The sequence below is a fragment of the Sphingopyxis sp. 22461 genome, assembly GCF_052044915.1.
Classification (GTDB): domain Bacteria; phylum Pseudomonadota; class Alphaproteobacteria; order Sphingomonadales; family Sphingomonadaceae; genus Sphingopyxis.
Genome location: NZ_JBQENY010000002.1, coordinates 266,385 through 285,697, shown reverse-complemented (window position 1 = coordinate 285,697; position 19,313 = coordinate 266,385). Strand labels below are relative to the sequence as shown.

The window sequence follows — 19,313 nt, the reverse complement described above, 5'->3', positions numbered from 1 at the left end:
TCGGAGAGGGTAATGGCAGACCGATGGGGTGGTGGCTTCTCTTTGTCCTTCACCGACCGGGAACCGTCGCGGGATGTCTTTCCTTGTCAGAGCTGAACTTCGCCCTCATCCTCCCCGTCCCAATAATGCGCGCGGGTGCCCGAAACCTTGATGAGGACGATCCCCGGCGTCTCGATGCCGTCCGGCCACCAGCGTTCGAGGCCCTTTGTCCAATGTTCGGCGAACGCGGCCTTGTCGCGGATCAGGGCCGCGTGACCCTCGACGGCGAGGAAGAAGGGCCGCATGCCGAGCAGGCCCGATTTGCCCTGATAGCTCAGATTGACGTTCGGGTTGGCCGCGATATCGGCGACCATGAGCGACGACTCGTCGGTGAAGAACCAGGCGTCGCCGTCATAATCGACTTCGCGATTGTTACTCATTGGCCGCGACCCGATGGCGCCGCCCGCCGTTTGCGTGGCGAGCATCGCGAAGTCGATATCCTTCATCTTCTCGGAAAGCTGTTCGATCGTCATGGTCATGGGTGGAGCCTTTTGTCTGGAGCGTCTGTATCTGCATCAATGCGCCGCGAAGGCGGGAGTTGCGGAGGGGGGCTGCGCCTCGCGGCTTGGGTCAGGGACTGATCGCGGCGGTCCGGCTTTGCCGGCGCGGCGCGCGGATCGGGCGATATTCGCAGGTGATCGCGAGCTCGCGCCGTGGGGCGGGCACGAGATGGATGTGGAGCCGGGCTTCGGCGGCGACCGCGTCGAGCGCAAAGGCCTGCTCGGCCTCGTACATCTCGTCGCGGTGCGGCTGCACCCACTGCCGCACCGATGCGAGCGCGCGCGACTTCGCGCGCGCGAGCGTGTCAGCCACAATGAAAAGATTGCGGTGGCGCTCGAGAAATTCGCCCCGGACATAGCCGCCTAGATTGACATAATAGAGCCGTTCGGGACCCTCGAAGGGCGCGGTCTTCAAAACGATGTCATAGCCATCGGCGTGATCGATCTCGGCCCAGCAGTCGATATGGAGGCTGCCCGGCGTGCCCCACCATTGGCGGCGGAGCGCATCATAAGTGTCGGTGATCGTGGGCGCGGCGACGAAGCGCATGTCGTGCAGCTCGATATTGGCGCCGGCCATCTCGCCGCCGACATAAATGGCGAAGAGCTTCACGCAGCCTTCTCCTCGGCATTCGCCTGGCCGATCGCGGCTGCAAGCTGTTCTCCGACCACCATGCCCATTTCGTGCGAACTCGTTATCCCCTGGATGAAAGGGTGGCGGCCGAGCAGGAAGGGCAGGCTGAGGCAGTAGAGGCGGGATTCCGGGATATCGTCTGCAATCGGGTGGAAGGCATCGTCGATCGCGATGCCCCGCGCCTCCGACTTGCCGGCACCAGGCGCTGCATCGCGCACGATGCCCTGTTGCCGCAGCGAGGAGAATGGAAAGGCTGCGGCGCCGAGTGGGCGCTGGCCCATCGCCTCGATAAACACCTCAAAATGCCGCTGCTCGCCGCCCAGGATCAGGGACGCGCCTGCCTCTTCGCCGCTCGTGTCGATGCGGTAATCGTCGCCGATCGCCATGACATCGAGCTTCCCGGCGCGATGGAGCGCGATCAGCCGCCGGATCGATTTGTGGGGAACGGTGGCATAATCGTCGACGAACACCGGCTTGAAGTGGCGCACGAAGCGGCGGTAGTCCGTACCCTCCAGATATGGCACGAGTAGCGCGAGCACTTCGTGCATGCGCAGGATCGCGTAGCGCCAGGCGACGGTGTGCCTTGCGGCATAGTCGTGCTGCGCTTCGGCGAGATTCGCCTCGGCCCACACAAAGGGATCGCTCGCTGCGCGCCGCGCAAAATAGGCCTCGCAGAAGCCCTCGAGGTCGAGGTCCTCCAGGCCGATGTCCGCTGCGTAAGGGGGATCGGCAGCGGCAAGCTCCGCCTTGAACAGTGCGAAGGCGGCATCGAGCAGCTGGTTTTCTTCGCTCGCGACGAGACGCGTAATCGCTTCCTCGGTGCAGATGGCGAGCGGCTCATAGGGAAGCGGCGCATAGAAATCGGCTTCGGGGAGCAGACCCTTCCTCGACATCATCGTCATGTGGAATGCATCAGTGGCGGATGCCGGACGATAATGCGTCTCGCCGTCCCGGGTTTCGTTAAACGAGCCATGGATGTTGGCGAGCGCGATACAGGCGTCGATGGCCGTGAGCGAGCTACCCCGAATGCCGATATCGCAGGGCGGTACCGTGGCCAGAGCCGAGGCAGGCCAGGGGCTGAGGAAATAGCCCGGCCGAACCTCGGGCTCGGAGGGCCATTGGTGGCCCGTCGCGAGGACGACATGATCGAAAGCCTCGTCGGCGAGTTCGCCCGACCTCATGCGAACCTTGAGTATCATCGCGCCGGACGTGCTGACGACGTCCTCGACGCGGCACCGCGTGCGCAGCTCGAGCTCGATACCGCGCGCCCGCGCCATGTCGATAACGGCGTCGAACTGGTCGCGGAAATATTCGCCGAGCGCGACGCGCGGATAGAAGGTCCGTTCGCCGATCGCATCGGGATCGATGCCGAGATCGGCGAGGCGCTCCGGCGGCTGACGTATCAGCCAGTCGCACAGCGTCTCGGCAAGCGGCGGGATTTCGATGCTGGCGATATTCGCCAGCATGGCGGGGTCGTTCCAGCCGGGCCGATAGGGCGTTCCGCGCCCCGCGCACGCCTGCGCTTCATACACGGCAAGACGGAAGGGCGAGGGGTTGTGGGAGAGAAGCGCATGCAGCGTGTAGAGCGTGGTCGGGCCGGCTCCGACAAAGGCTATGCGGGGTGTCATGTTGCGACAATGCTCCGGGCGCGCAGAAGTTCGGCCGACTTGCTCTGGGTCAATGCGAATTCTCCTCAGCTGCTCCGGGGCGCCCAGCCAAAAAAAGGGTCCGCATGCGCGGACCCGAAGGGGGCCATCAACTTGGCGGGAGGATTAGTTTTCGGTGCCGGGAGTACCCGTCTTCGGCGGCTTGCCGTCTTCGATGCGGCCTTCGTTGCGAAGGTCGCGGCCTTCCTGCGCCTTGCGCTTGGCCTCGGGGCTGTCGCCGTTTTCGAAGGCTTCTTCCTTCACATAGCCGGCAGCTTCCTTGATCTGTCCCTTGACGCTCATGATACTCTCCATTGGCTGTGGGTTCTGGTCCGAGAAACCCTTGGACGCGGGCGAAAGTTGCCTGCGATCGCCCAGATTTATCTTCGCCGCCGTGCGCAACTTTGGCCGCATCGCGGCGTTTCGCGGCGCGCATGAAAGAGTGACGACGGCGAGGCTTGGCCATTGCCCTGACGCCGGCGAACGCCCTTCGGCGATCGTCGCCGAACCGCAACTTTTGTACCCTGCACGCGTTCGCTCGTCATCATCAACGGGAAACGGGCGTGATCCACCAACAGTTCGAACTTGACCGCATCGATCGAAGCGCGCCTGACGCGATGCTCGCCTGGGCGCGTATATTGGGCGTCAGCCCGTCCGAGATATTGATCGCGGTCGCGGCAGTCGGCGATCGCGCCGATGCGGTTCGTACCTATCTCGCGCGGCCGTGGCCGGAGCCCCTCGCTTGACGGCGGGCCCCGAGGGGACGGGCGGCGACGCGGCTGCAGCGAACAGCCGTCGCCCGGACGGAATCAGCGAAAAGATGATCTCCGGGCAGCGCTGGCACCGCCACGCGAGCCCCGTTTCCTTCGTCCTGCTCGCTGCCATCGTCGCCGTCGCGCTATCGGGCCTCGTCGGTGGCCAGCCGAGTCCGCTGCGCGTCGAGGATTTTGGAGCAGCGCGGCTCGAGGTGAAGACGCCCTCGGTCATTCGCAACGGCGAGTTTTTCGAAACCCGCATTCGTGTCGAGGCGATCCGCGATGTTTCCGATGCGGTGCTTGCGGTCTCCCCGTCGCTCTGGACCGACATGACGATCAACACGATGCTCCCCGCCGCCGCCGAGGAAAGCTACAAGGACGGCGCCTATCGTTTCTCCTATGGGGAGCTTCGCGCGGGCGAGACGCTGGTCGTCAAGATCGATGGCCAGATCAACCCGCCGCTCTTCGCAGGAACCAAGGGCGAGATTGCGCTGTTCGACGGCGAGCAGCGGCTCGGCAGCATGCCGCTAGAGGTCAAGGTCCTGCCCTGATGGATATCGTCCTTCGCGCGAGTGCGATGTTTTTCCTGCTCTATGCGCTCCTCCGTCTCATGGGAAAACGCGAACTGGGGCAGATGACGCCTTTCGAGCTGGTTCTGCTCGTGGTGATGGGCGACCTCATCCAGCAGGGCGTCACCCATAATGATTTCAGCCTGACCGGCGCGTTGCTCGCGATCGTGACGTTCGCCTTCTGGGCGCTCACCCTGAGCTGGGCGACCTATCTCTTTCCGCGGCTCAAGAATCTGCTCGAAGGCCATCCGCGCGTCGTGGTGAAGCAGGGCGAGATCATCCGCGACAATCTTCACCGCGACCGGCTTACCGCCGACGAGATCGAGTCCGAGATGCGGCTCGCGGGCATCGCCCACATTTCCGACGTGGAATGGGCGATCCTCGAGCCGCAGGGCAAGATCAGCTTCATCAAGCGGTCCGAAGGCGCGTCGCGCCAGCGCGATGCCGACGACGGCGCGGTTTGAGCGGATCGAGCGCAACTTTCGGGCTCGCCGCGCGCTGAACAGGCGCGGGGCATGACGATGGAGACTGCCATGAAACCGACCGAAGTCGACACCGACGCCACCCATATCCTCGCGGCCGATCACCGTGCCGTCGAAGCCCTGTTCGAGGAATTCGAGAAGGCGAGCGGCACCGACCGCAAGGCGAAGATCGCAGACCGGATCTGCACCGAGCTCAAAATCCATGCGCAGATCGAGGAGGAGGTCTTCTATCCGGCGCTCAAGGGAAAGATCGACGACGATCTCCTCAAGGAAGCCTATGTCGAGCATGATGGCGCCAAGATCCTGATCAACGATATCGTCGCCTCGGGACCCGACGACGAATTTTTCGAGGCGAAGGTCACGGTGCTGTCGGAAGAGATCAAGCATCATGTAAAGGAAGAGGAAAAGCAGCACGACAATATGTTCCAGCAGGCGCGTGCCGCCGACGTCGACCTCGACGCACTCGGCGAAAGGATGCTTGCCCGGAAAGAGGAGCTGAAGCGTCAGGCCGAGACCGCGGGCCTTCCCCCCGCCGAACTCGCCACGATGTAGGGTGAGCGCTGCAACGCTGATCGAACGGCGGACGCGTAAGCTGGCCCGGCATCTGGCCGGAAAGACGCTGCGTTTCGTGACAGCCGAAAGCTGCACCGGCGGTCAGCTCTCAGCGGTTCTCGCAGCCGATGCCGCGCTCGGAGTTCATCTCGAGCGCGGCTTCATCGTCTATTCGGTCGACGCCAAATGCGAGATGCTCGGCGTCGCCCGAGAAGACGCCGAGCGAGATGGAGCGGTGAATCCCGAGGTCGCCGCCGCGATGGCGACTGGCGCTCTTCGGACAAGCCATGCCGACATTGCAATTGCGATCACGGGGTTCTGCGGCCCTCGCGAAGGCCGCGAAGAGGTAGGCCTTGTCTACATTGGCGCCGCCGACGCCGACGCCGTGCGGGTCATGGATTTTCATTTCGGCGATATCGGGCGCCGCAATGTGCTCGATCAGGCCGTGGCCGCAGCGCTACAGATCATGATCGATGCGGCATCGTGAACGAGGATCGCGGGCGCTCCGGCGGGCGGGATCGGAGGCGGGAGCAGAGCCGAGTTTGGCAGCCGTCCTTAGCGCGGCGCTTTCCGCTTCAAGGCGCCGGCCTTGTGGGCCGCCCGCTTGCCTTCGGCCGTTTCGACCAGATATTCGGGGTTCGCCGGCGATGCCGCGACATGATGGCTCTTGATGTCCATTGCTTTCGTCACTTTTCGCAGGACCTTGCCCTCGGCGCGTCCGCCGTGGCTTTTCCACGTCACCTCGTCGCCCTTCTTGGGTTCGTCTTTCATGGTCGCTCTCCTTTCCGTAAAACAGTCCGCCTGCGCGGCAAAGGTTCCTCTCTTGGAGCGGCGAGCAGCAAGTCATCTGGCGCAGGCCCGCTCGTTGCAGTTGCTGGTTAAGGTGGGGAGGCTGCGATGAATGACGATCATGCCCGCGGACAACGCGACGGTCTGCGGCTTGCCCTCGCCGTCCTTGCCGCTGAAGAGGCGAAATGGGCCGCCCTTTTGGGCGAGAGCCGATCCTGGCGGACGAACCGCGAACGCGAGGTGCGCCACAAGGCCCTGCAGGTCGCGCAAAGGCGGATACAGACATTGCTGAACCGCGCGACGCCGAAGGGATCGAATGCACTGGACCGCGAGGTCGCGGCCGCTCTCGAGAAAGCCGGGCTCTGACCGCCGGTGCGCGCTCGCCTACGTTTGCGCGAGGCCGGATAGCGCGGCTTCGAGGCTGTCGAGGGTGAAGGGTTTCGCGAGGATCGGCCGGTCGTTCCAGCACGGTCCGGGCTGACCGACGAAACCGCCGGTCGCAACGAGAAAAGGGATCGATCGCGCCGCAAGAGCCTCTGCGACCGCATCGCACGGCAAGCCCGTTTCAAGATACACATCAACGATCGCTGCATCGAACCCGCCTGCCGCGATATGCCCGAGCGCCGTGGCGATATCGCCAGCGTCCCCGACGATGTCGTGCCCCAGCGCGCCCAGCGCATCCTCCAGCATCATGGCGACAAGCGGATCGTCTTCGACGATCAATATCCTCCTGGACATCTCTTCCCCGTTATAATCTGCGAGCCACTTATACCGCGATCATGACCGTTCGACATCCCGCTTCATCCTGGTGACCTCAATCGCCCAGCCGCCCCCCTACGCCAGCGCTTCGGCGACACTCATCCGAAATCCTATTGATCCAGGTTAATCCCGCGCGGGACTCGGCACGTTCAGGGCTGGCCGGGTTGGTGAGGCTGCTTGCCACGAAGGGCGCGGCAGTGCATGCACGGCGGAAATTGATCGACCGGGGCCGAGGGGCATTTACATGGAATCGGCCAGGATCTCGTCGCTGGGCCGCGACACGCGGGCGAGCCGCCTGATCATCATTCTCCTCACCATTGGATTTGCCGCGCTCCTCGCTGCGGCATCGACAGCATTTTTTGTGCAGCGCCAAAATGAGGCCGACGCGCGCATGGTCGCACACACGCTCGCGGTGGAGGCCAATCTCGGCGCCTTTGCCAGCGCGACAGAACGGATGGAGACCGCGCGCCGCGGACTGATCCTTACGCAGAACCCGGCGTTCTCGACGATCATGGACGAGGCCGAGGACCGGTCGCGCGCCCAGCTTGCATCGCTCGAGACGCTGATCAGCGACAATCCGAACCAGCGCGGCCGCGCCGAAAGGCTTCGCGGGCATCTCGATGCTTATGGCCGTCATTACCAAGCGACTCTCGGCCTTCGCGGCACGGACCGCGCGGCATTGATCGCCGACTTCGCGAACGACAAGGGGGTGCTCGAAGTGCGGGCCGCGCGCGCGCTCGTCGAGACGATGCTCGCAAGCGAGCTCGCCCTGCTCAAGAATCGTGAAGCGCGGCAGCAACGCACCCAGTCGCTGTTCACCCTGACGCTGATCGGAACCGGCATTCTCCTGCTGGTCGTTGCAGCCGCCACGCTGCTCCTCGTTCGCAACAATCTCGTCGAGCTCCGCGCATCGCGCGCGGAACTTCGCCGTCTCAACGAAGGGCTTGAGGAACTGGTCGATGCGCGCACGGGCGAACTCAAGCGCGCCAATGCCGAAATCCAGCGCTTCGCCTATATCGTGTCGCACGATCTGCGTTCGCCACTCGTCAATGTGATGGGTTTCACGGCCGAACTCGAGACCGCGCGCAAGGCGATCTCGGGCTATCTCGAACAGGGCGATGCGCAGGGCTGGAAGGCGCCCGACGCCGCGACGCGGCTCGCGATCGAGGAGGATCTGCCGGAATCGATCGGCTTCATTCGCACCTCCACGCAGAAGATGGACCGGCTGATCAACGCGATCCTCAATCTCTCGCGCCAGGGTCGCCGCACGCTCGCGCCCGAAACGCTTGCTCTCGGCGACGTCGTGGGCGCGATCGTCGGCAGCCTGCAGCACCGCATCGACGAGACCGGCACGACGGTCGAAGTGTCGGACCTGCCGACCGTGATCAATGACCGGGTCGCGGTCGAGCAGATCCTCTCGAATCTCATCGAAAATGCCCTCAAATATTCGCAGCCGGGGCGGGCGGGGATCATTCGCATAGCCGGGGGCGCCGATCTCGGGCGCGCTTGGGTGGCGGTCGCCGACAATGGTCGCGGCATCGAGCCGCGCGATCACGAACGTGTGTTCGACCTCTTCCGAAGGTCGGGCGTCCAGGACCAGCAGGGGGAGGGGATCGGTCTTGCCCACGCCCGCGCGCTTGCCTATCGCCTCGGCGGTAATATCGAAATCCAGTCCGAACTCGGTGCGGGTTCCACCTTTCGGCTGATCCTGCCCCTCGTGTGGCAAAGCGGAGAAGAAGATGCCTGACCAACTGCCCGTAAACATCGTGATGATCGAGGACGACGAGGGGCATGCGCGCCTTATCGAGAAGAACATCCGGCGCGCCGGCATTTCCAACAAGATCCATCATTTTCTCGACGGCACCTCGGCTCTCGAGTTCCTGTACGATGCGGCGGAGGGCCCGGTGCGCAACGGGCCGGCGCTCGTGCTGCTCGACCTCAATCTGCCCGACATGAGCGGGACCGACATTCTCGCCAGGCTGAAGGCCGACAGCAGTCCGCTGCGCCGCACGCCCGTCGTCGTGCTCACGACCACCGACGACAAGATCGAGATCCAGCGCTGCTACGACCTCGGCTGCAACGTCTATATCACCAAGCCGGTGAACTATGAGAATTTCGCCGACGCCATTCGCCAGCTCGGTCTCTTCCTCTCGGTGATCCAGGTCCCCGATCCCGACCCGGCTTGAGACCCGCCCTGGCCCACATTCTCTATATCGATGACGACGACGGCATGCGGCGGCTTGCGTCGCGCGCGCTTGGCCGGAAAGGTTATGAAGTCAGCCTCGCGGCAAGTGGCGGCGAGGGCGTCGACATGGCGAAGGTCACTGCCTTCGATCTCGTTGCCGTCGATCACTATATGCCCGGGCAGGACGGTCTTGCCACGCTCGAGGCGCTTCGCGCACTACGCGACTGCCCGCCCGTCGTCTATGTGACGGGCTCCGAGGAGAGCCGCATCGCCGTGGCGGCGTTGAAGTCGGGTGCCGACGATTATGTGGTAAAGTCGGTCGGCGAGGATTTTTTCGATCTCTTGGCCTCGAGTTTCGAGCAGGTACTCGAGCGTGCCCAGCTTCGACGCGCGCGCGCCGAGGTGGAGAGCGAGCTGCGCGCGACCAATGCGCGGCTGGAAGCGCTGCTCAAGGAAGTGAACCACCGCGTCGCGAACAATCTCCAGATGGTGATGTCTTTCGTCGCCCTCCAGTCCAAGACGATCGCCGATCCCGCCGCCCGCGAGGCGCTGAAGAAGACGCAGCAACGGATCGCGACGGTCGCGCAAGTCAACCGGCGCCTCTACACCACCGACGACGTCGAATATGTGGCGATGGACGACTATCTGGGCGGCCTTGCCGAGGATCTCTCGGCGACCTGGTCGACGGGCGTCGCCGCGCGGCGTGTCATCGCCGACGTCGAGCCCATGCGTGTGGCCACCGACAAGGCCGTTGCGCTCGGCATGATCGCCAACGAATGGGTGAGCAACGCGTGCAAATATGCCTATGGCGACAGCGATGATGGCGAGATTCGGATATCGCTTCGCCGGGCCGACGAGACATTGCTCGAACTCGCGGTTGTCGACGACGGGGCAGGGATGCCGTCCGACGGAACGGCGCGCGGCACGGGTCTCGGAACGCGCCTCATCGAAGCTTTGGCGCGGACCCACAAGGCGGCTGTCTCTTACGGCGCGGTTGACCCTTCGCGCGATATGCCGGGCACGAGCGCGCTCATCCGGATCCAGTTACGACCGGGCGAGCTCAAAGCCTAGTTTGTGCCGCGCGGCCGCCGTGCGGGTTCGGCCGCCGCTGACGGGCGAGGCTGGACGAGCGCATCGGACTGCTTTTCGGGGCGGATGTAGATCGAGCTGATATCGCTCGACGCAGCCTTGAGCTCGGCCTCGATCGCCTCGATCAACGTCTCGGCCTCGCCCATGGCGAGACGATCCTCGAAGTCGGCGCTTACGGCGACGAAGATCGAATTGGGTGCGGTGTGGATCGTGCGCACATGATTGACGGCGGTAATTTCACGGCGCCGTTCGACGATGGTCCAGATACGCGCGATCAGTTCGGGGTCCGCAGCCTCGCCGATCAACAGCTCCTTCGCCTCGCGGGCTAGAAGGATCGCGACCGCCGCCAGGATTGCGCCGATCGCCATCGAGGCGATGCCGTCGATCCGCGGATCCCCTGTCGCATGGCTCAGCCATATGCCGCCGGCGGCGATGGCGAGGCCGGCGAGCGCGGCGCTGTCTTCGAACAGGACGATGAAACCTGAGGGATTCTTCGACCGCCGCACCGCCGTCCACCAGCCGAGCCCGCGCCGCCCGGCGTTGAACTCGCGCACCGCGATCGTCCACGACGCACCCTCGAGCAGGAAGGCGATGGCGAGCACCACATAGTTGATCGTCGGATCGCGAAGCGGCTCGGGATCCCGGTAGTGAATCCAGCCTTCGTAGATGGAAATGCCGGCTCCGACAGCAAAGATGAGGATTGCGACGACGAACGCCCAGAAATAAAGTTCGCGGCCGTAGCCGAAGGGGTGACGATTGTCGGGCGGCCGCTTTGCCTTCGCTTGGCCGTAGAGGAGCAGCATCTGATTGCCGCTGTCGACGAGCGAATGGACCCCTTCCGATAGCATCGACGAGGAACCACTGATCGCCGCGGCGACAAATTTGGCGACGGCGATGCCGAGATTGGCAAAGAGCGCACCGTAAAGCACGATGTTCGCCCTGATATGATGCGCCCTCGAGCGCGGCTTGCCCGTATCAGACTGGGCTATCACCGAGCTACTTTCGCCATCGCGGCGCAAGGGGCCGCGCAGGCTCTCGATATCGATAGACAGGGGATGGGACGCGTCATGGGACAGCTACGCCCGGCGGGGCGGCACGTTCCCGAGACGCGTCGCTATGTCCCCGCTCCATCAGCGCCGCCCAGCGCGCGTCTAACGCTGACCGCGCGCCGCGGGGGCGCGAAGGTGCCGGAAGGCGGAAGAAGGTGGGCAGTACCACTCCTTAGCGCGAACATGGCGGCGTTCTTCGCTTATTTTATCTGGCGCGTGATCCGCTTCAAGCCGAGCGGCGCCGCTTGATCATCTTTTGCTGGCTGCAGCAGCGACCGGTGATCCCATCGCGAGCGCGCGAGGTCCGGTGACGCGCCACACCGTGTTCGAGAGATCGTCGGCGATCCAGAGCGCGCCGCGCGCCGGGTCCCAGGTGACGCCGACCGGGCGGCCGCGCGCTTTGCCGTCCTTGATGAAGCCGGTCACGAAATCCTTCGGCTTGCCGGCAGGACGTCCGTTGGCGAAGGGGATGAAGCTGACCTTGTAGCCGGCGAGAGTCTGGCGGTTCCAGCTGCCATGCTCTCCAACGAAGGCGCCCGTCTCATAGCCCGGGAGCCCGCCTTCGGTCGCAAAGCTCAGCCCGAGCGGCGCGACGTGCGAACCGAGCGCATAATCGGGAGTGACTGCGGTCCTGACGAGCTCGGGCTTTTGTGGATGAACGCGCGGGTCGGGATGGCGTCCCCAATAGCTGTAGGGCCAGCCGTAGAAAGCGCCCTCGCGCACCGAGGTCAGATAATCGGGTACGAGCTCGGCGCCAAGCTCGTCGCGTTCGTTCACCACCGCCCAGAGGGCGTTCGACGATGGCTCGAAGGCGAGGGCGGTCGGGTTGCGGATGCCCGAGACGAGGATGCGGCTCGCGCCGGTGGCGGCATCGACCTCCCAAATGACGGCGCGATCCTCCTCGATGCTCATTCCCCGCTCGCCGATATTGCTGTTCGAGCCGATGCCGACATAAAGCTTCGACCCGTCCGCGCTCGCGGCGAGCGATTTCGTCCAGTGATGATTGACCGCTGCCGGGAGCTTGGTCACTTCCTCGCCCTTGCCAGCGATGCGCGTTGCGCCCGGCGTGTACGCGAAGCGCAGCAGCGCACCCTGGTTGGCGACATAAAGGTCGTTCCCGACGAGCGCGAGGCCATAGGGCGCATCGAGATCCTCGATGAAGCTGGTGCGAAGTTCGGGTTTGCCGTCGCCGTTCGCGTCGCGAAGCAAGGTGATGCGGTCGCCGCCCTTCACCGAGGATTTTCCAAGGCTCTTGATATAGCCCGCGATCACATCCTTCGGGCGGAGCTTCGGTGCATGGCCGCCCGAACCTTCGGCGACGAGAATGTCGCCATTGGGGAGGATGAGGATCTGCCGCGGAATCTTGAGGTCGGTGGCGACCGGCACGACCTTGAAACCGGCTGGAACGGTCGGAAGCTCGCCGTTCCATCCTGCAGGCTTGGCGATTTTCATCGGTGGGACGAGCGTCTCGTCGATCTTCGGCAGGCTCGGGCTGGTGCCCGTCTGGTCGAGTTTTTCATCGCCTTTGCCGCAGCCGGCGAGCGCGGCCGCTAGCGCCGCCGCAGCGACGAGGCCAAGCGAGGTCTGGCGGTTCATGCGCGGGGCTCCTTCGCTGCGTGGAGAAGCCAGGCGGCGGCAATCGCTGCAACTGTCGATAGGGCCGAGAGGGTCACGCCGGTCGTGCCGACCGAACTCCAGGCATCCTGGCTATGCTTGAAGGCGTTCACGAGGCCCGCGATCCACATAACGAGGATCAGCAGAAAATAGGCGATGGCAGGCCCGCGCTTTGGCTGCTTTCGGCCTCGGACAAATGCTATGGCAGACCACAGGAGCACCGGAGCCCCGAATATCAGCCCGCCCGTGATCAACCAGGCCGAGAAATTGCTCCACTGCATCTCGGCGCTGTTGAGATAGGTGATGTCGGAAAGGAGCGCGCTGCTGAACAGGGCGACCGGAAAGGCGAGGAGAATGGCGTGCAGCGGATGGGGCGCGTGTCGGCGATAGGGCGGGTCGGTGAAACGCGATGGGGCCGTTGCCATATTGATCTCCATGCAGGCCCCCGTCTGGATAATGCGCCGACCGCCCAATAGTTTCCCGGAACCCGCGCGCCGGGCGCGACGTTGGCAATTGGATGGATCCGTCCTCGATTCCTTATTGTGGTCCCGCGCCGATCCCGGCTGACTGGATGCTGCGCTGGAATCTCGATCCCGGGCTGCTCGCGGCGCTGGGCGCCGCGGCGCTGATGGCGTGGCGATGGAAAGCGCGCGGTCCCTTCTGGGCCGGGTTCGCGCTGATCGCCCTTCTGTTCGTGTCGCCGCTATGCGCCCTGTCGTCGGCGCTCTTCTCGGTGCGCGTCGCGCACCATATCATCCTGACCGCGGTTGCGGCTCCGCTGTTTGCGCTCGGCCTGCCGCGGTTTCGGCCGCGCGGCGGTGCGCCGCTATGGGCGGCCGGGCACATTCTCGCATTCTGGATCTGGCACGCGCCGGCGCCCTATGCTCTCGCGCTGGCGAGTGACGGCGCCTTCTGGTTGATGCAGCTTTCGTTGCTCGCGACCGCGTTCGGCTTCTGGGCTTCGCTCCGCTCGTCGTCGCCGCCGCTCGCGATCGGCCTGCTGCTTGCCATGATGGTGCAGATGGGGCTGCTCGGGGCGCTCATCACCTTCGCGGGCACGCCCCTCTATGCGCCCCATCTCGCGACGACGATGGCCTGGGGGCTGGCGCCGCTCGAAGATCAGCAACTGGCGGGGCTCATCATGTGGGCTCCTGCCGCGGCTCTTTATCTCGGCGCGGCGCTCTGGACCGGCTGGCGCCTCCTCGGCGAGCCGCCCCCGGTGGCAGCATGATCGAGGCGATCCAGGCGTGGGCGGCGCGCTATGCCGCCGACCGCCGCTACTCGCCCGTCGGGCAGCTATTCCACTGGACGATGGCCGCGCTCATCCTATTCCAGCTCGGCTGGGGCTGGCGCATGAGCCGCATCGACGCGGGTGGCGACAAGTTGGAGGCGTTTCGGGTTCACGCCGAACTCGGCCTGCTGATGCTCGTGCTTGCTGCGCTGCGTTCGATCTGGCGGATGATCGTGCCGGGTCCCATCAACGATGCCGACCGGCTGGGCTGGCAGACGGTCGCAGCCTATGTGACGCACATACTCTTTTACGTCTGCTTTTTCGGTCTGCCGCTCTCGGGCTGGGCGATGTGGTCGGTGGTCGGCGGCGAGCCGCTCGAAGTGGCGGGGCTCCTTCCCTGGCCGCACATGCCCTTCGATAGTCTGGAAAAAGGCATTCAGTGGTGGATTCTCGACTGGGCGGAGGGAATCCATGCGCTCCTGATCATTCTCCTCGTCGCGATGATCCCGCTGCACGTTGGCGCGGCTCTGAAACATCATTTCTGGGATCGGCACGACGTGCTGCGGGGGATGTTGCCCGAGCTTCCGGAGGATGGGGCGGAAAGGACGCCGCATGACGGGACACCGCCGCAAGCTCGGCGACCGAGAGCAGGCGGCTGACGCGGCGCATCTCGCCTAGCGGGTCATTGTTGCGCTTCGCTTCGCGCCACGCGCGAAGCTGGCCCGCGACATAGGCGGCGGACTGACCGGCCAGCGGCGGATTGGCGGCATCGCCCACGCCGCCCACACCGTGGCACGAGGCGCAAGACGGCAATCCCCGCGCGGGATCGCCCTCGTCGTAGAGGCGCGCACCCGCCGGATTGCCGGCTTCGACCGGCCACGCCGCGGGCTGGATCGCCGCGTAGAATGCCGACACTTTCGATCGGTCGCCGTCGCCGAGTTTGCGGACGATTGCGCGCATCGCGGCATGCTCGCGGCGACCATTTGCATAATCGTCGAGCTGCCGATGGAGATAGCCCGCGTCGAGCCCGGCGAGGCGCGGCGCGTCGCGCCCGTCGCCTTCGCCCTGCAGCCCGTGACAGGTGAAGCAGGCCGCTTCGGCGCCCGCATCGCCGCCGCTCATCGCGATCGTCTCGCCCGTCGCGCGAAAGCGGTCAGTCGGCGCGGGCGCTTGGCATGCGGACAGGAGGAACAGGAGGAGGAGGGGGGCTTTGCGCACGCTTCGGGAACCAATGGCCGCGCGAGGTGGTTCCCAAAGCGAAACGAGGACGGTGAACGGCTATGAAAGGGGGTGCTGCGATTTCGGTCTTGATGCTGCTCGGCGCCTGCGCGCCCGTCCCGGTTGAAACGGCACCCGCCGACCCCGCCGCCGTCGCGCGCGGGCGCGATGCCGCGGCGCGGCTCGGTTGCGGCGCTTGCCATGCCATGCCCGGCATCACCTGGCCGAAAGGGCGCGTGGGACCGCCGCTCGCGGGCTTCGGCGCGCGCCCGCTGATCGCGGGCAAACTGCCAAATCGCGCGCCGCTGCTTGCCGCCTTCGTCACCGACGCGCCGGCGATGGCGCCGGGGACCGGGATGCCGGCGATACCGATGAAAAGAGCCGAAGCCGACGACATCGCCGCCTGGCTGCTGAGCCTCGATGACTGACCGGGCGCTGCCTTCCGAAGGCTGGCCGCCGGCCGTGCTCGATCCCGCCGGCCCCTATTCGGAGCCTGTGACGGTGCTCGCGTGGGTGCTGCTCCTTGGCGGAACCTTGATATTGGTGATCGTGCTTGGAGCACTCTGGGTCGCGCTGCGCGGATCGCCTCGGCTCAAGACCCGGCTCGGCGGCGAGAAGGCGATCTGGATTCTGGGATTTGCCTTTCCCTCGGTCGTGCTCACTGGTCTGCTCGTGTGGGGCCTGTTGCTCACCAGTTCGCTTTCGGCGGCGCGCGTTCCCGAAGGCGCCATGCGCGTCAAGGTCATCGGCGAGATGTGGTGGTGGCGCGTCCATTATCAGGACGGACAAGGCCGCGAGACGCTGCGCGATGCGAACGAACTCCACATTCCGATAGGACAGCCCGTCCTGCTCGAACTCGAGGCGGCCGACGTCATCCATAGCTTTTGGGTGCCGCGGCTTGGCGGTAAGATGGACATGATCCCGGGGCGCACCAATCGCCTGCTGATCGAGGCCGATGCGCCGGGTATCTACAAGGGACAGTGCGCCGAATATTGCGGCGGCCCGCACGCGCTGATGGGGTTTGTGGTGGTGGCCCACACCCCGGCGGACTTTGCGCGGTGGCAGGCTTCGCGGCTCCCGTCGCAAGGCGCCGGCGGCGAGGGGCTTGCACTTTTTCTCTCGAGCGGCTGCGCCGCCTGTCACACGATCCGCGGCACGCCGGCGCGTGGACTGGCCGGCCCCGATCTGACGCATGTCGGTTCGCGCAGGACGCTGGGCGCGGGCATATTGCCCAATAATCCGGGGACGATGGCGGGCTGGGTCGCCGACAGCCAGGCGATCAAGCCCGCGAACCGTATGCCCGCCTATCACCAGTTCAGCGGCGAGGAACTGCAGGCGCTCACCGCCTATCTGGTCTCGCTCAAATGAGATCGGAAACGGGGTTCGATCCCGCGCTTTATGAGCGTTTCCCGACTCGGCACGAGCGGCCGAAAGAAGAGGAGGAGGACCTCCGTCGTATCTGGTGCAAGCCCAAGGGCTGGGAATATCTGCTCGCGGTCAACAATAATTATATCGGCATCTATTATCTCGGAACCGCCTTTCTCTTTTTCCTGATGGCGGGGGTGCTCGCGCTGCTCATGCGTGCGCAACTCGCCGCGCCGATGCTCGAGATCCTGCCGCAGGGCACCTATAATCAGGTCTTCACCATGCACGGCACGGTGATGATGTTCCTCTTCGCGGTGCCCGCGGTCGAGGCGGCAGGCGTGCTCCTGCTCCCGCAGATGCTCGCGGCGCGCGATCTGCCGTTCCCGCGGCTGTCCGCCTATGCCTTCTGGGCCTATGCCGTCGGCGGACTTTGTTTTTTCGCCTCGATCTTCGTCGGGCTCGCGCCCGACGGCGGCTGGTTCATGTATCCGCCGCTGACGTCCAAGGCCTATTCGCCGGGAATCAACACCGACTTCTGGCTGCTCGGCATCGGCTTCATCGAGATCAGCGCGATCGCGGGGGCGATCGAGATCATCGTCGGCGTGCTGCGGACGCGCGCGCCGGGCATGCGCCTCGACAGGATGCCGATCTTCGCCTGGGCGATGCTCGTCTTCGCAGTGATGATCGTGATCGCCTTTCCGAGCATCATTCTCGGCACCTTGCTGCTCGAGATCGAGCGCGCGTTCGGCTGGCCCTTCTTCGACGCGACGCGCGGCGGAGACCCCTTGCTCTGGCAGCATCTCTTCTGGTTTTTCGGCCACCCCGAGGTCTATATCATCTTCCTGCCCGCCGCCGGGATGATGAGCATGATCGTCGCGACCGTCGCGGGCGAGAGGCTCGTCGGCTACCGGCTCATCGTCCTTGCGATGATCGCGACGGGCTTCATCAGTTTCGGCGTGTGGGCGCATCATATGTTCACCACCGGCATGCCGCCGATGACGACGGGCTTCTTCTCGGCCGCCTCGATGGCGGTCAGCGTGCCGGCGGGCATCCAGGTCTTCTCGTGGATCGCGACGCTCGCAATCGGCAAGCCGAAGTTCAATGCGCCCGGCCTCTTCGTGATGGGCAGCATCGTTATTTTCGTGACGGGGGGTCTGACGGGTGTGATGGTAGCGATGGTGCCCTTCGACTGGCAGGCGCACGATAGCTATTTCATCGTCGCGCACCTCCATTATGTCCTGATCGGCGGTATGGTCTTTCCGCTGTTTGCGGCCTTCTATTACTGGATTCCGATGGTGAGCAAGCGGGCGCTGTCGGAGCGGCTCGCGAAATGGGTGTTCGGCCTCATGTTCCTCGGCATGAATGTCGCCTTCCTGCCGATGCATCTGGCGGGGCTGCAGGGCATGCCGCGCCGCGTCTACACCTATCTGCCGGGGCAGGGCTTTGAGCTTCCCAATCTCATCTCGACGGTCGGCGCTTTCATGCTCGGGCTCGGTGTGCTACTCTTCCTCGTCGACCTGGCGCGCAATTTCCGGCTCGCGCCGGGCGAGGGCAATGCCGGGAATGTCTATGGCGGCGGCACGCTCGAATGGTTGCCGAGCGAGCTCTATTCGACGCGCTCGATCCCGGTCGTCACCAGCCGCGAGCCTTTGTGGGACGATCCGGCGCTCGCGCATGAAGTCGAAAAGGGGCGCTATTTCCTCCCGCGCTCGGCGACTGGCCGTCGCGAGACGATCGTCACCAGCCCGCTGCTCGCCGAGCCCCAATATCTGCAAATCATGCCGGGGCCGTCGCCATGGCCCTTCGCCGCCGCGATCTTTACTGCGGGCTTCTTCCTCGCGCTGACGGTGCAGGCCTATATGTTCGCATGGGTGAGCGGCGTCCTCGCGGTGATCTCGGTACTGCGATGGCTTTGGGAAACCGATCGGCCGGTCGAAATCGAGGGTGTCGACATTGGCGCCGACATCCGCGTCCCGACCTATGTTACCGGGCCGTCGAGCCATGGCTGGTGGGCGATGGTCATCCTGCTGGTCGTGATGGGCATGATCTTTCTCATGGCGCTGTTCAGCCTTGCCTTCCTGTCCTCGAACCAGCCGGGCTTCTGGCGGCCGCCGCCGCCCCTCGGCGAGGCGATATCGATCCTGGGGCTCTACGCTGTCGCAATCGGTCTCGCGCTCTCGGCACGCGCATGCCTTCGACGCTCGCCCTTCTGGTCGGTATTCGCGCTTCTTTTGTCCGCGGCGGTTTCGAGTGCGGCGCTTGGCATGGATTACGTGAGTTGGTCGAGTAGCGAAATTGGTCCCACCGCGAGCGGGCAGGGGGCTGTCGTCTATGCGCTGCTGGCCCTTCAGGCATGCGCAGCGGCGATTGCAATCTTGATGGCGCTTTACTGCGCGGCGCGCGCTGTGCGGGGGCTTGTCGCGCAGCCGAGAAACAACAGCATCGACCTCGCGATGCTCTTTCTCGTCTACACCGCGGCCCAAGGGGCGACGGGCACCCTCGTTTCGCGACTGGTCGGCGTTGGCGGATGAAGAGCTGGTTCATCATGATGGGCGGTCTCGTCCTGTGGGCCGTACATTTCTTCCTCCTCTACCTCCTCGCCGAGTTCGGAGGCAGCGGACCCGGCATACGCCTCGCAGCATCGCTCTTTACCTTGGTTATTCTCGGCGGCGTGGCATGGATGTTCGTAGCGGTGCGGCACAAAACGTCCGGCGATCCCTTCGCGCGGTGGCGACGGCGTGCCGCCATGCTGGCGCTGGCGTTCGGCGGGCTCGGAATCGTCTTTCAATATTTGCCCATTCTGCTCGTTGATCGATAGGGCGGCGGGAACGAGGGCCGCG

The 19,313-nt window shown here is 64.9% G+C and carries 24 protein-coding genes and 1 pseudogene; 15 read left to right on the top strand and 10 right to left on the bottom strand.

Features of this window, described 5'->3' with window-relative positions; translation table 11 throughout:
• Positions 1-86 precede the first annotated feature (86 nt).
• The 4 genes from ACTJI5_RS03930 to ACTJI5_RS03915 form a co-directional block, all read right to left on the bottom strand.
• The gene (locus ACTJI5_RS03930) at positions 87-518 is read right to left on the bottom strand and encodes a pyridoxamine 5'-phosphate oxidase family protein (RefSeq protein WP_440859456.1); all 432 of its coding nucleotides are present in this window, start codon (positions 516-518) and stop codon (positions 87-89) included.
• A gap of 91 nt (positions 519-609) precedes the next feature.
• Positions 610-1,149, bottom strand: a complete 540-nt coding sequence (locus tag ACTJI5_RS03925; RefSeq protein WP_137893820.1) for a DUF1543 domain-containing protein — start codon at positions 1,147-1,149, stop codon at positions 610-612.
• Positions 1,146-2,798: an FAD/NAD(P)-binding protein gene (locus tag ACTJI5_RS03920; RefSeq protein WP_325543728.1), complete on the bottom strand. Its 1,653-nt coding sequence runs from the start codon at positions 2,796-2,798 to the stop codon at positions 1,146-1,148. Before ACTJI5_RS03920 ends, ACTJI5_RS03925 begins: the two co-directional genes overlap by 4 nt.
• Positions 2,799-2,942: 144 nt before the next feature.
• Positions 2,943-3,119, bottom strand: coding sequence for a hypothetical protein (locus ACTJI5_RS03915; protein WP_167346272.1), 177 nt, complete (start codon positions 3,117-3,119; stop codon positions 2,943-2,945).
• Positions 3,120-3,379: 260 nt separating this feature from the next.
• Here ACTJI5_RS03915 and ACTJI5_RS03910 point away from each other — a divergent pair, with 260 nt between their 5' ends.
• From ACTJI5_RS03910 to ACTJI5_RS03890, 5 genes are all read left to right on the top strand, one after another.
• A complete protein-coding gene (locus ACTJI5_RS03910) occupies positions 3,380-3,562 on the top strand; it encodes a DUF3606 domain-containing protein (RefSeq protein WP_325543730.1) in 183 nt (60 codons plus the stop codon).
• Positions 3,559-4,122, top strand: coding sequence for a hypothetical protein (locus ACTJI5_RS03905; RefSeq protein WP_137893816.1), 564 nt, complete (start codon positions 3,559-3,561; stop codon positions 4,120-4,122). The genes ACTJI5_RS03910 and ACTJI5_RS03905 overlap by 4 nt, the downstream gene beginning before the upstream one ends.
• On the top strand, positions 4,122-4,604 hold the full coding sequence (locus ACTJI5_RS03900) for a DUF421 domain-containing protein (protein ID WP_056350254.1): 483 nt from the start codon (positions 4,122-4,124) through the stop codon (positions 4,602-4,604). The genes ACTJI5_RS03905 and ACTJI5_RS03900 overlap by 1 nt, the downstream gene beginning before the upstream one ends.
• A 69-nt stretch (positions 4,605-4,673) precedes the next feature.
• Positions 4,674-5,174 carry a hemerythrin domain-containing protein gene (locus ACTJI5_RS03895; protein WP_062179512.1) on the top strand — a complete coding sequence of 167 codons (501 nt, stop codon included), beginning with the start codon at positions 4,674-4,676 and terminating at the stop codon, positions 5,172-5,174.
• Between the two features lies 1 nt (position 5,175).
• The gene (locus tag ACTJI5_RS03890) at positions 5,176-5,661 is read left to right on the top strand and encodes a CinA family protein (protein WP_137893814.1); all 486 of its coding nucleotides are present in this window, start codon (positions 5,176-5,178) and stop codon (positions 5,659-5,661) included.
• 68 nt (positions 5,662-5,729) lie between these two features.
• Here ACTJI5_RS03890 and ACTJI5_RS03885 read toward each other — a convergent pair whose 3' ends face one another.
• A complete protein-coding gene (locus tag ACTJI5_RS03885) occupies positions 5,730-5,945 on the bottom strand; it encodes a DUF2945 domain-containing protein (protein WP_137893812.1) in 216 nt (71 codons plus the stop codon).
• 126 nt (positions 5,946-6,071) lie between these two features.
• On the opposite strand from ACTJI5_RS03885, the gene ACTJI5_RS03880 reads away from it, so the two are divergent.
• On the top strand, positions 6,072-6,329 hold the full coding sequence (locus ACTJI5_RS03880) for a hypothetical protein (RefSeq protein WP_137893810.1): 258 nt from the start codon (positions 6,072-6,074) through the stop codon (positions 6,327-6,329).
• A gap of 18 nt (positions 6,330-6,347) precedes the next feature.
• Here ACTJI5_RS03880 and ACTJI5_RS03875 read toward each other — a convergent pair whose 3' ends face one another.
• Positions 6,348-6,686 (bottom strand): response regulator, encoded by a 339-nt coding sequence (locus ACTJI5_RS03875; protein ID WP_337251475.1) that lies wholly within the window; start codon positions 6,684-6,686, stop codon positions 6,348-6,350.
• Between the two features lie 280 nt (positions 6,687-6,966).
• Between ACTJI5_RS03875 and ACTJI5_RS03870 the strand changes: the two genes are divergently transcribed.
• Genes ACTJI5_RS03870 through ACTJI5_RS03860 form a run of 3 tightly spaced genes read left to right on the top strand, consistent with a single transcriptional unit; the run spans position 6,967 to position 9,978 of the window.
• Positions 6,967-8,469: a sensor histidine kinase gene (locus ACTJI5_RS03870; RefSeq protein WP_440859455.1), complete on the top strand. Its 1,503-nt coding sequence runs from the start codon at positions 6,967-6,969 to the stop codon at positions 8,467-8,469.
• Positions 8,462-8,908: a response regulator gene (locus ACTJI5_RS03865; RefSeq protein ID WP_056350270.1), complete on the top strand. Its 447-nt coding sequence runs from the start codon at positions 8,462-8,464 to the stop codon at positions 8,906-8,908. The genes ACTJI5_RS03870 and ACTJI5_RS03865 overlap by 8 nt, the downstream gene beginning before the upstream one ends.
• The gene (locus ACTJI5_RS03860; protein WP_440859454.1) at positions 8,905-9,978 is read left to right on the top strand and encodes a sensor histidine kinase; all 1,074 of its coding nucleotides are present in this window, start codon (positions 8,905-8,907) and stop codon (positions 9,976-9,978) included. The genes ACTJI5_RS03865 and ACTJI5_RS03860 overlap by 4 nt, the downstream gene beginning before the upstream one ends.
• Here ACTJI5_RS03860 and ACTJI5_RS03855 read toward each other — a convergent pair.
• From ACTJI5_RS03855 to ACTJI5_RS03845, 3 genes are all read right to left on the bottom strand, one after another.
• Positions 9,975-10,988, bottom strand: coding sequence for a cation diffusion facilitator family transporter (locus tag ACTJI5_RS03855; RefSeq protein WP_440859453.1), 1,014 nt, complete (start codon positions 10,986-10,988; stop codon positions 9,975-9,977). The genes ACTJI5_RS03860 and ACTJI5_RS03855 overlap by 4 nt on opposite strands.
• A gap of 306 nt (positions 10,989-11,294) precedes the next feature.
• Positions 11,295-12,641 carry a PQQ-dependent sugar dehydrogenase gene (locus tag ACTJI5_RS03850; RefSeq protein WP_440859452.1) on the bottom strand — a complete coding sequence of 449 codons (1,347 nt, stop codon included), beginning with the start codon at positions 12,639-12,641 and terminating at the stop codon, positions 11,295-11,297.
• Positions 12,638-13,084, bottom strand: a complete 447-nt coding sequence (locus ACTJI5_RS03845) for a DUF2231 domain-containing protein (RefSeq protein ID WP_440859451.1) — start codon at positions 13,082-13,084, stop codon at positions 12,638-12,640. The genes ACTJI5_RS03850 and ACTJI5_RS03845 overlap by 4 nt, the downstream gene beginning before the upstream one ends.
• A gap of 92 nt (positions 13,085-13,176) precedes the next feature.
• Between ACTJI5_RS03845 and ACTJI5_RS03840 the strand changes: the two genes are divergently transcribed.
• Positions 13,177-13,890 (top strand): cytochrome c oxidase assembly protein, encoded by a 714-nt coding sequence (locus tag ACTJI5_RS03840; RefSeq protein ID WP_062179534.1) that lies wholly within the window; start codon positions 13,177-13,179, stop codon positions 13,888-13,890.
• Positions 13,887-14,549, top strand: a complete 663-nt coding sequence (locus ACTJI5_RS03835) for a cytochrome b (RefSeq protein WP_137893804.1) — start codon at positions 13,887-13,889, stop codon at positions 14,547-14,549. Before ACTJI5_RS03840 ends, ACTJI5_RS03835 begins: the two co-directional genes overlap by 4 nt.
• Before the next feature lie 28 nt (positions 14,550-14,577).
• Here ACTJI5_RS03835 and ACTJI5_RS03830 read toward each other — a convergent pair.
• Positions 14,578-15,012 (bottom strand): annotated as a pseudogene (locus tag ACTJI5_RS03830) (c-type cytochrome); the annotation flags it as partial.
• Positions 15,013-15,170: 158 nt separating this feature from the next.
• Between ACTJI5_RS03830 and ACTJI5_RS03825 the strand changes: the two are divergent.
• The 4 genes from ACTJI5_RS03825 to ACTJI5_RS03810 are packed head-to-tail and all read left to right on the top strand — an operon-like array spanning position 15,171 to position 19,291.
• Positions 15,171-15,536, top strand: coding sequence for a c-type cytochrome (locus tag ACTJI5_RS03825; RefSeq protein ID WP_062179543.1), 366 nt, complete (start codon positions 15,171-15,173; stop codon positions 15,534-15,536).
• Positions 15,529-16,476: a cytochrome c oxidase subunit II gene (gene coxB, locus ACTJI5_RS03820; protein WP_440859450.1), complete on the top strand. Its 948-nt coding sequence runs from the start codon at positions 15,529-15,531 to the stop codon at positions 16,474-16,476. Before ACTJI5_RS03825 ends, coxB begins: the two co-directional genes overlap by 8 nt.
• The gene (locus ACTJI5_RS03815; protein ID WP_440859449.1) at positions 16,473-19,004 is read left to right on the top strand and encodes a cbb3-type cytochrome c oxidase subunit I; all 2,532 of its coding nucleotides are present in this window, start codon (positions 16,473-16,475) and stop codon (positions 19,002-19,004) included. Before coxB ends, ACTJI5_RS03815 begins: the two co-directional genes overlap by 4 nt.
• The gene (locus tag ACTJI5_RS03810; RefSeq protein ID WP_062179553.1) at positions 19,001-19,291 is read left to right on the top strand and encodes a hypothetical protein; all 291 of its coding nucleotides are present in this window, start codon (positions 19,001-19,003) and stop codon (positions 19,289-19,291) included. Before ACTJI5_RS03815 ends, ACTJI5_RS03810 begins: the two co-directional genes overlap by 4 nt.
• Positions 19,292-19,313: the final 22 nt, after the last annotated feature.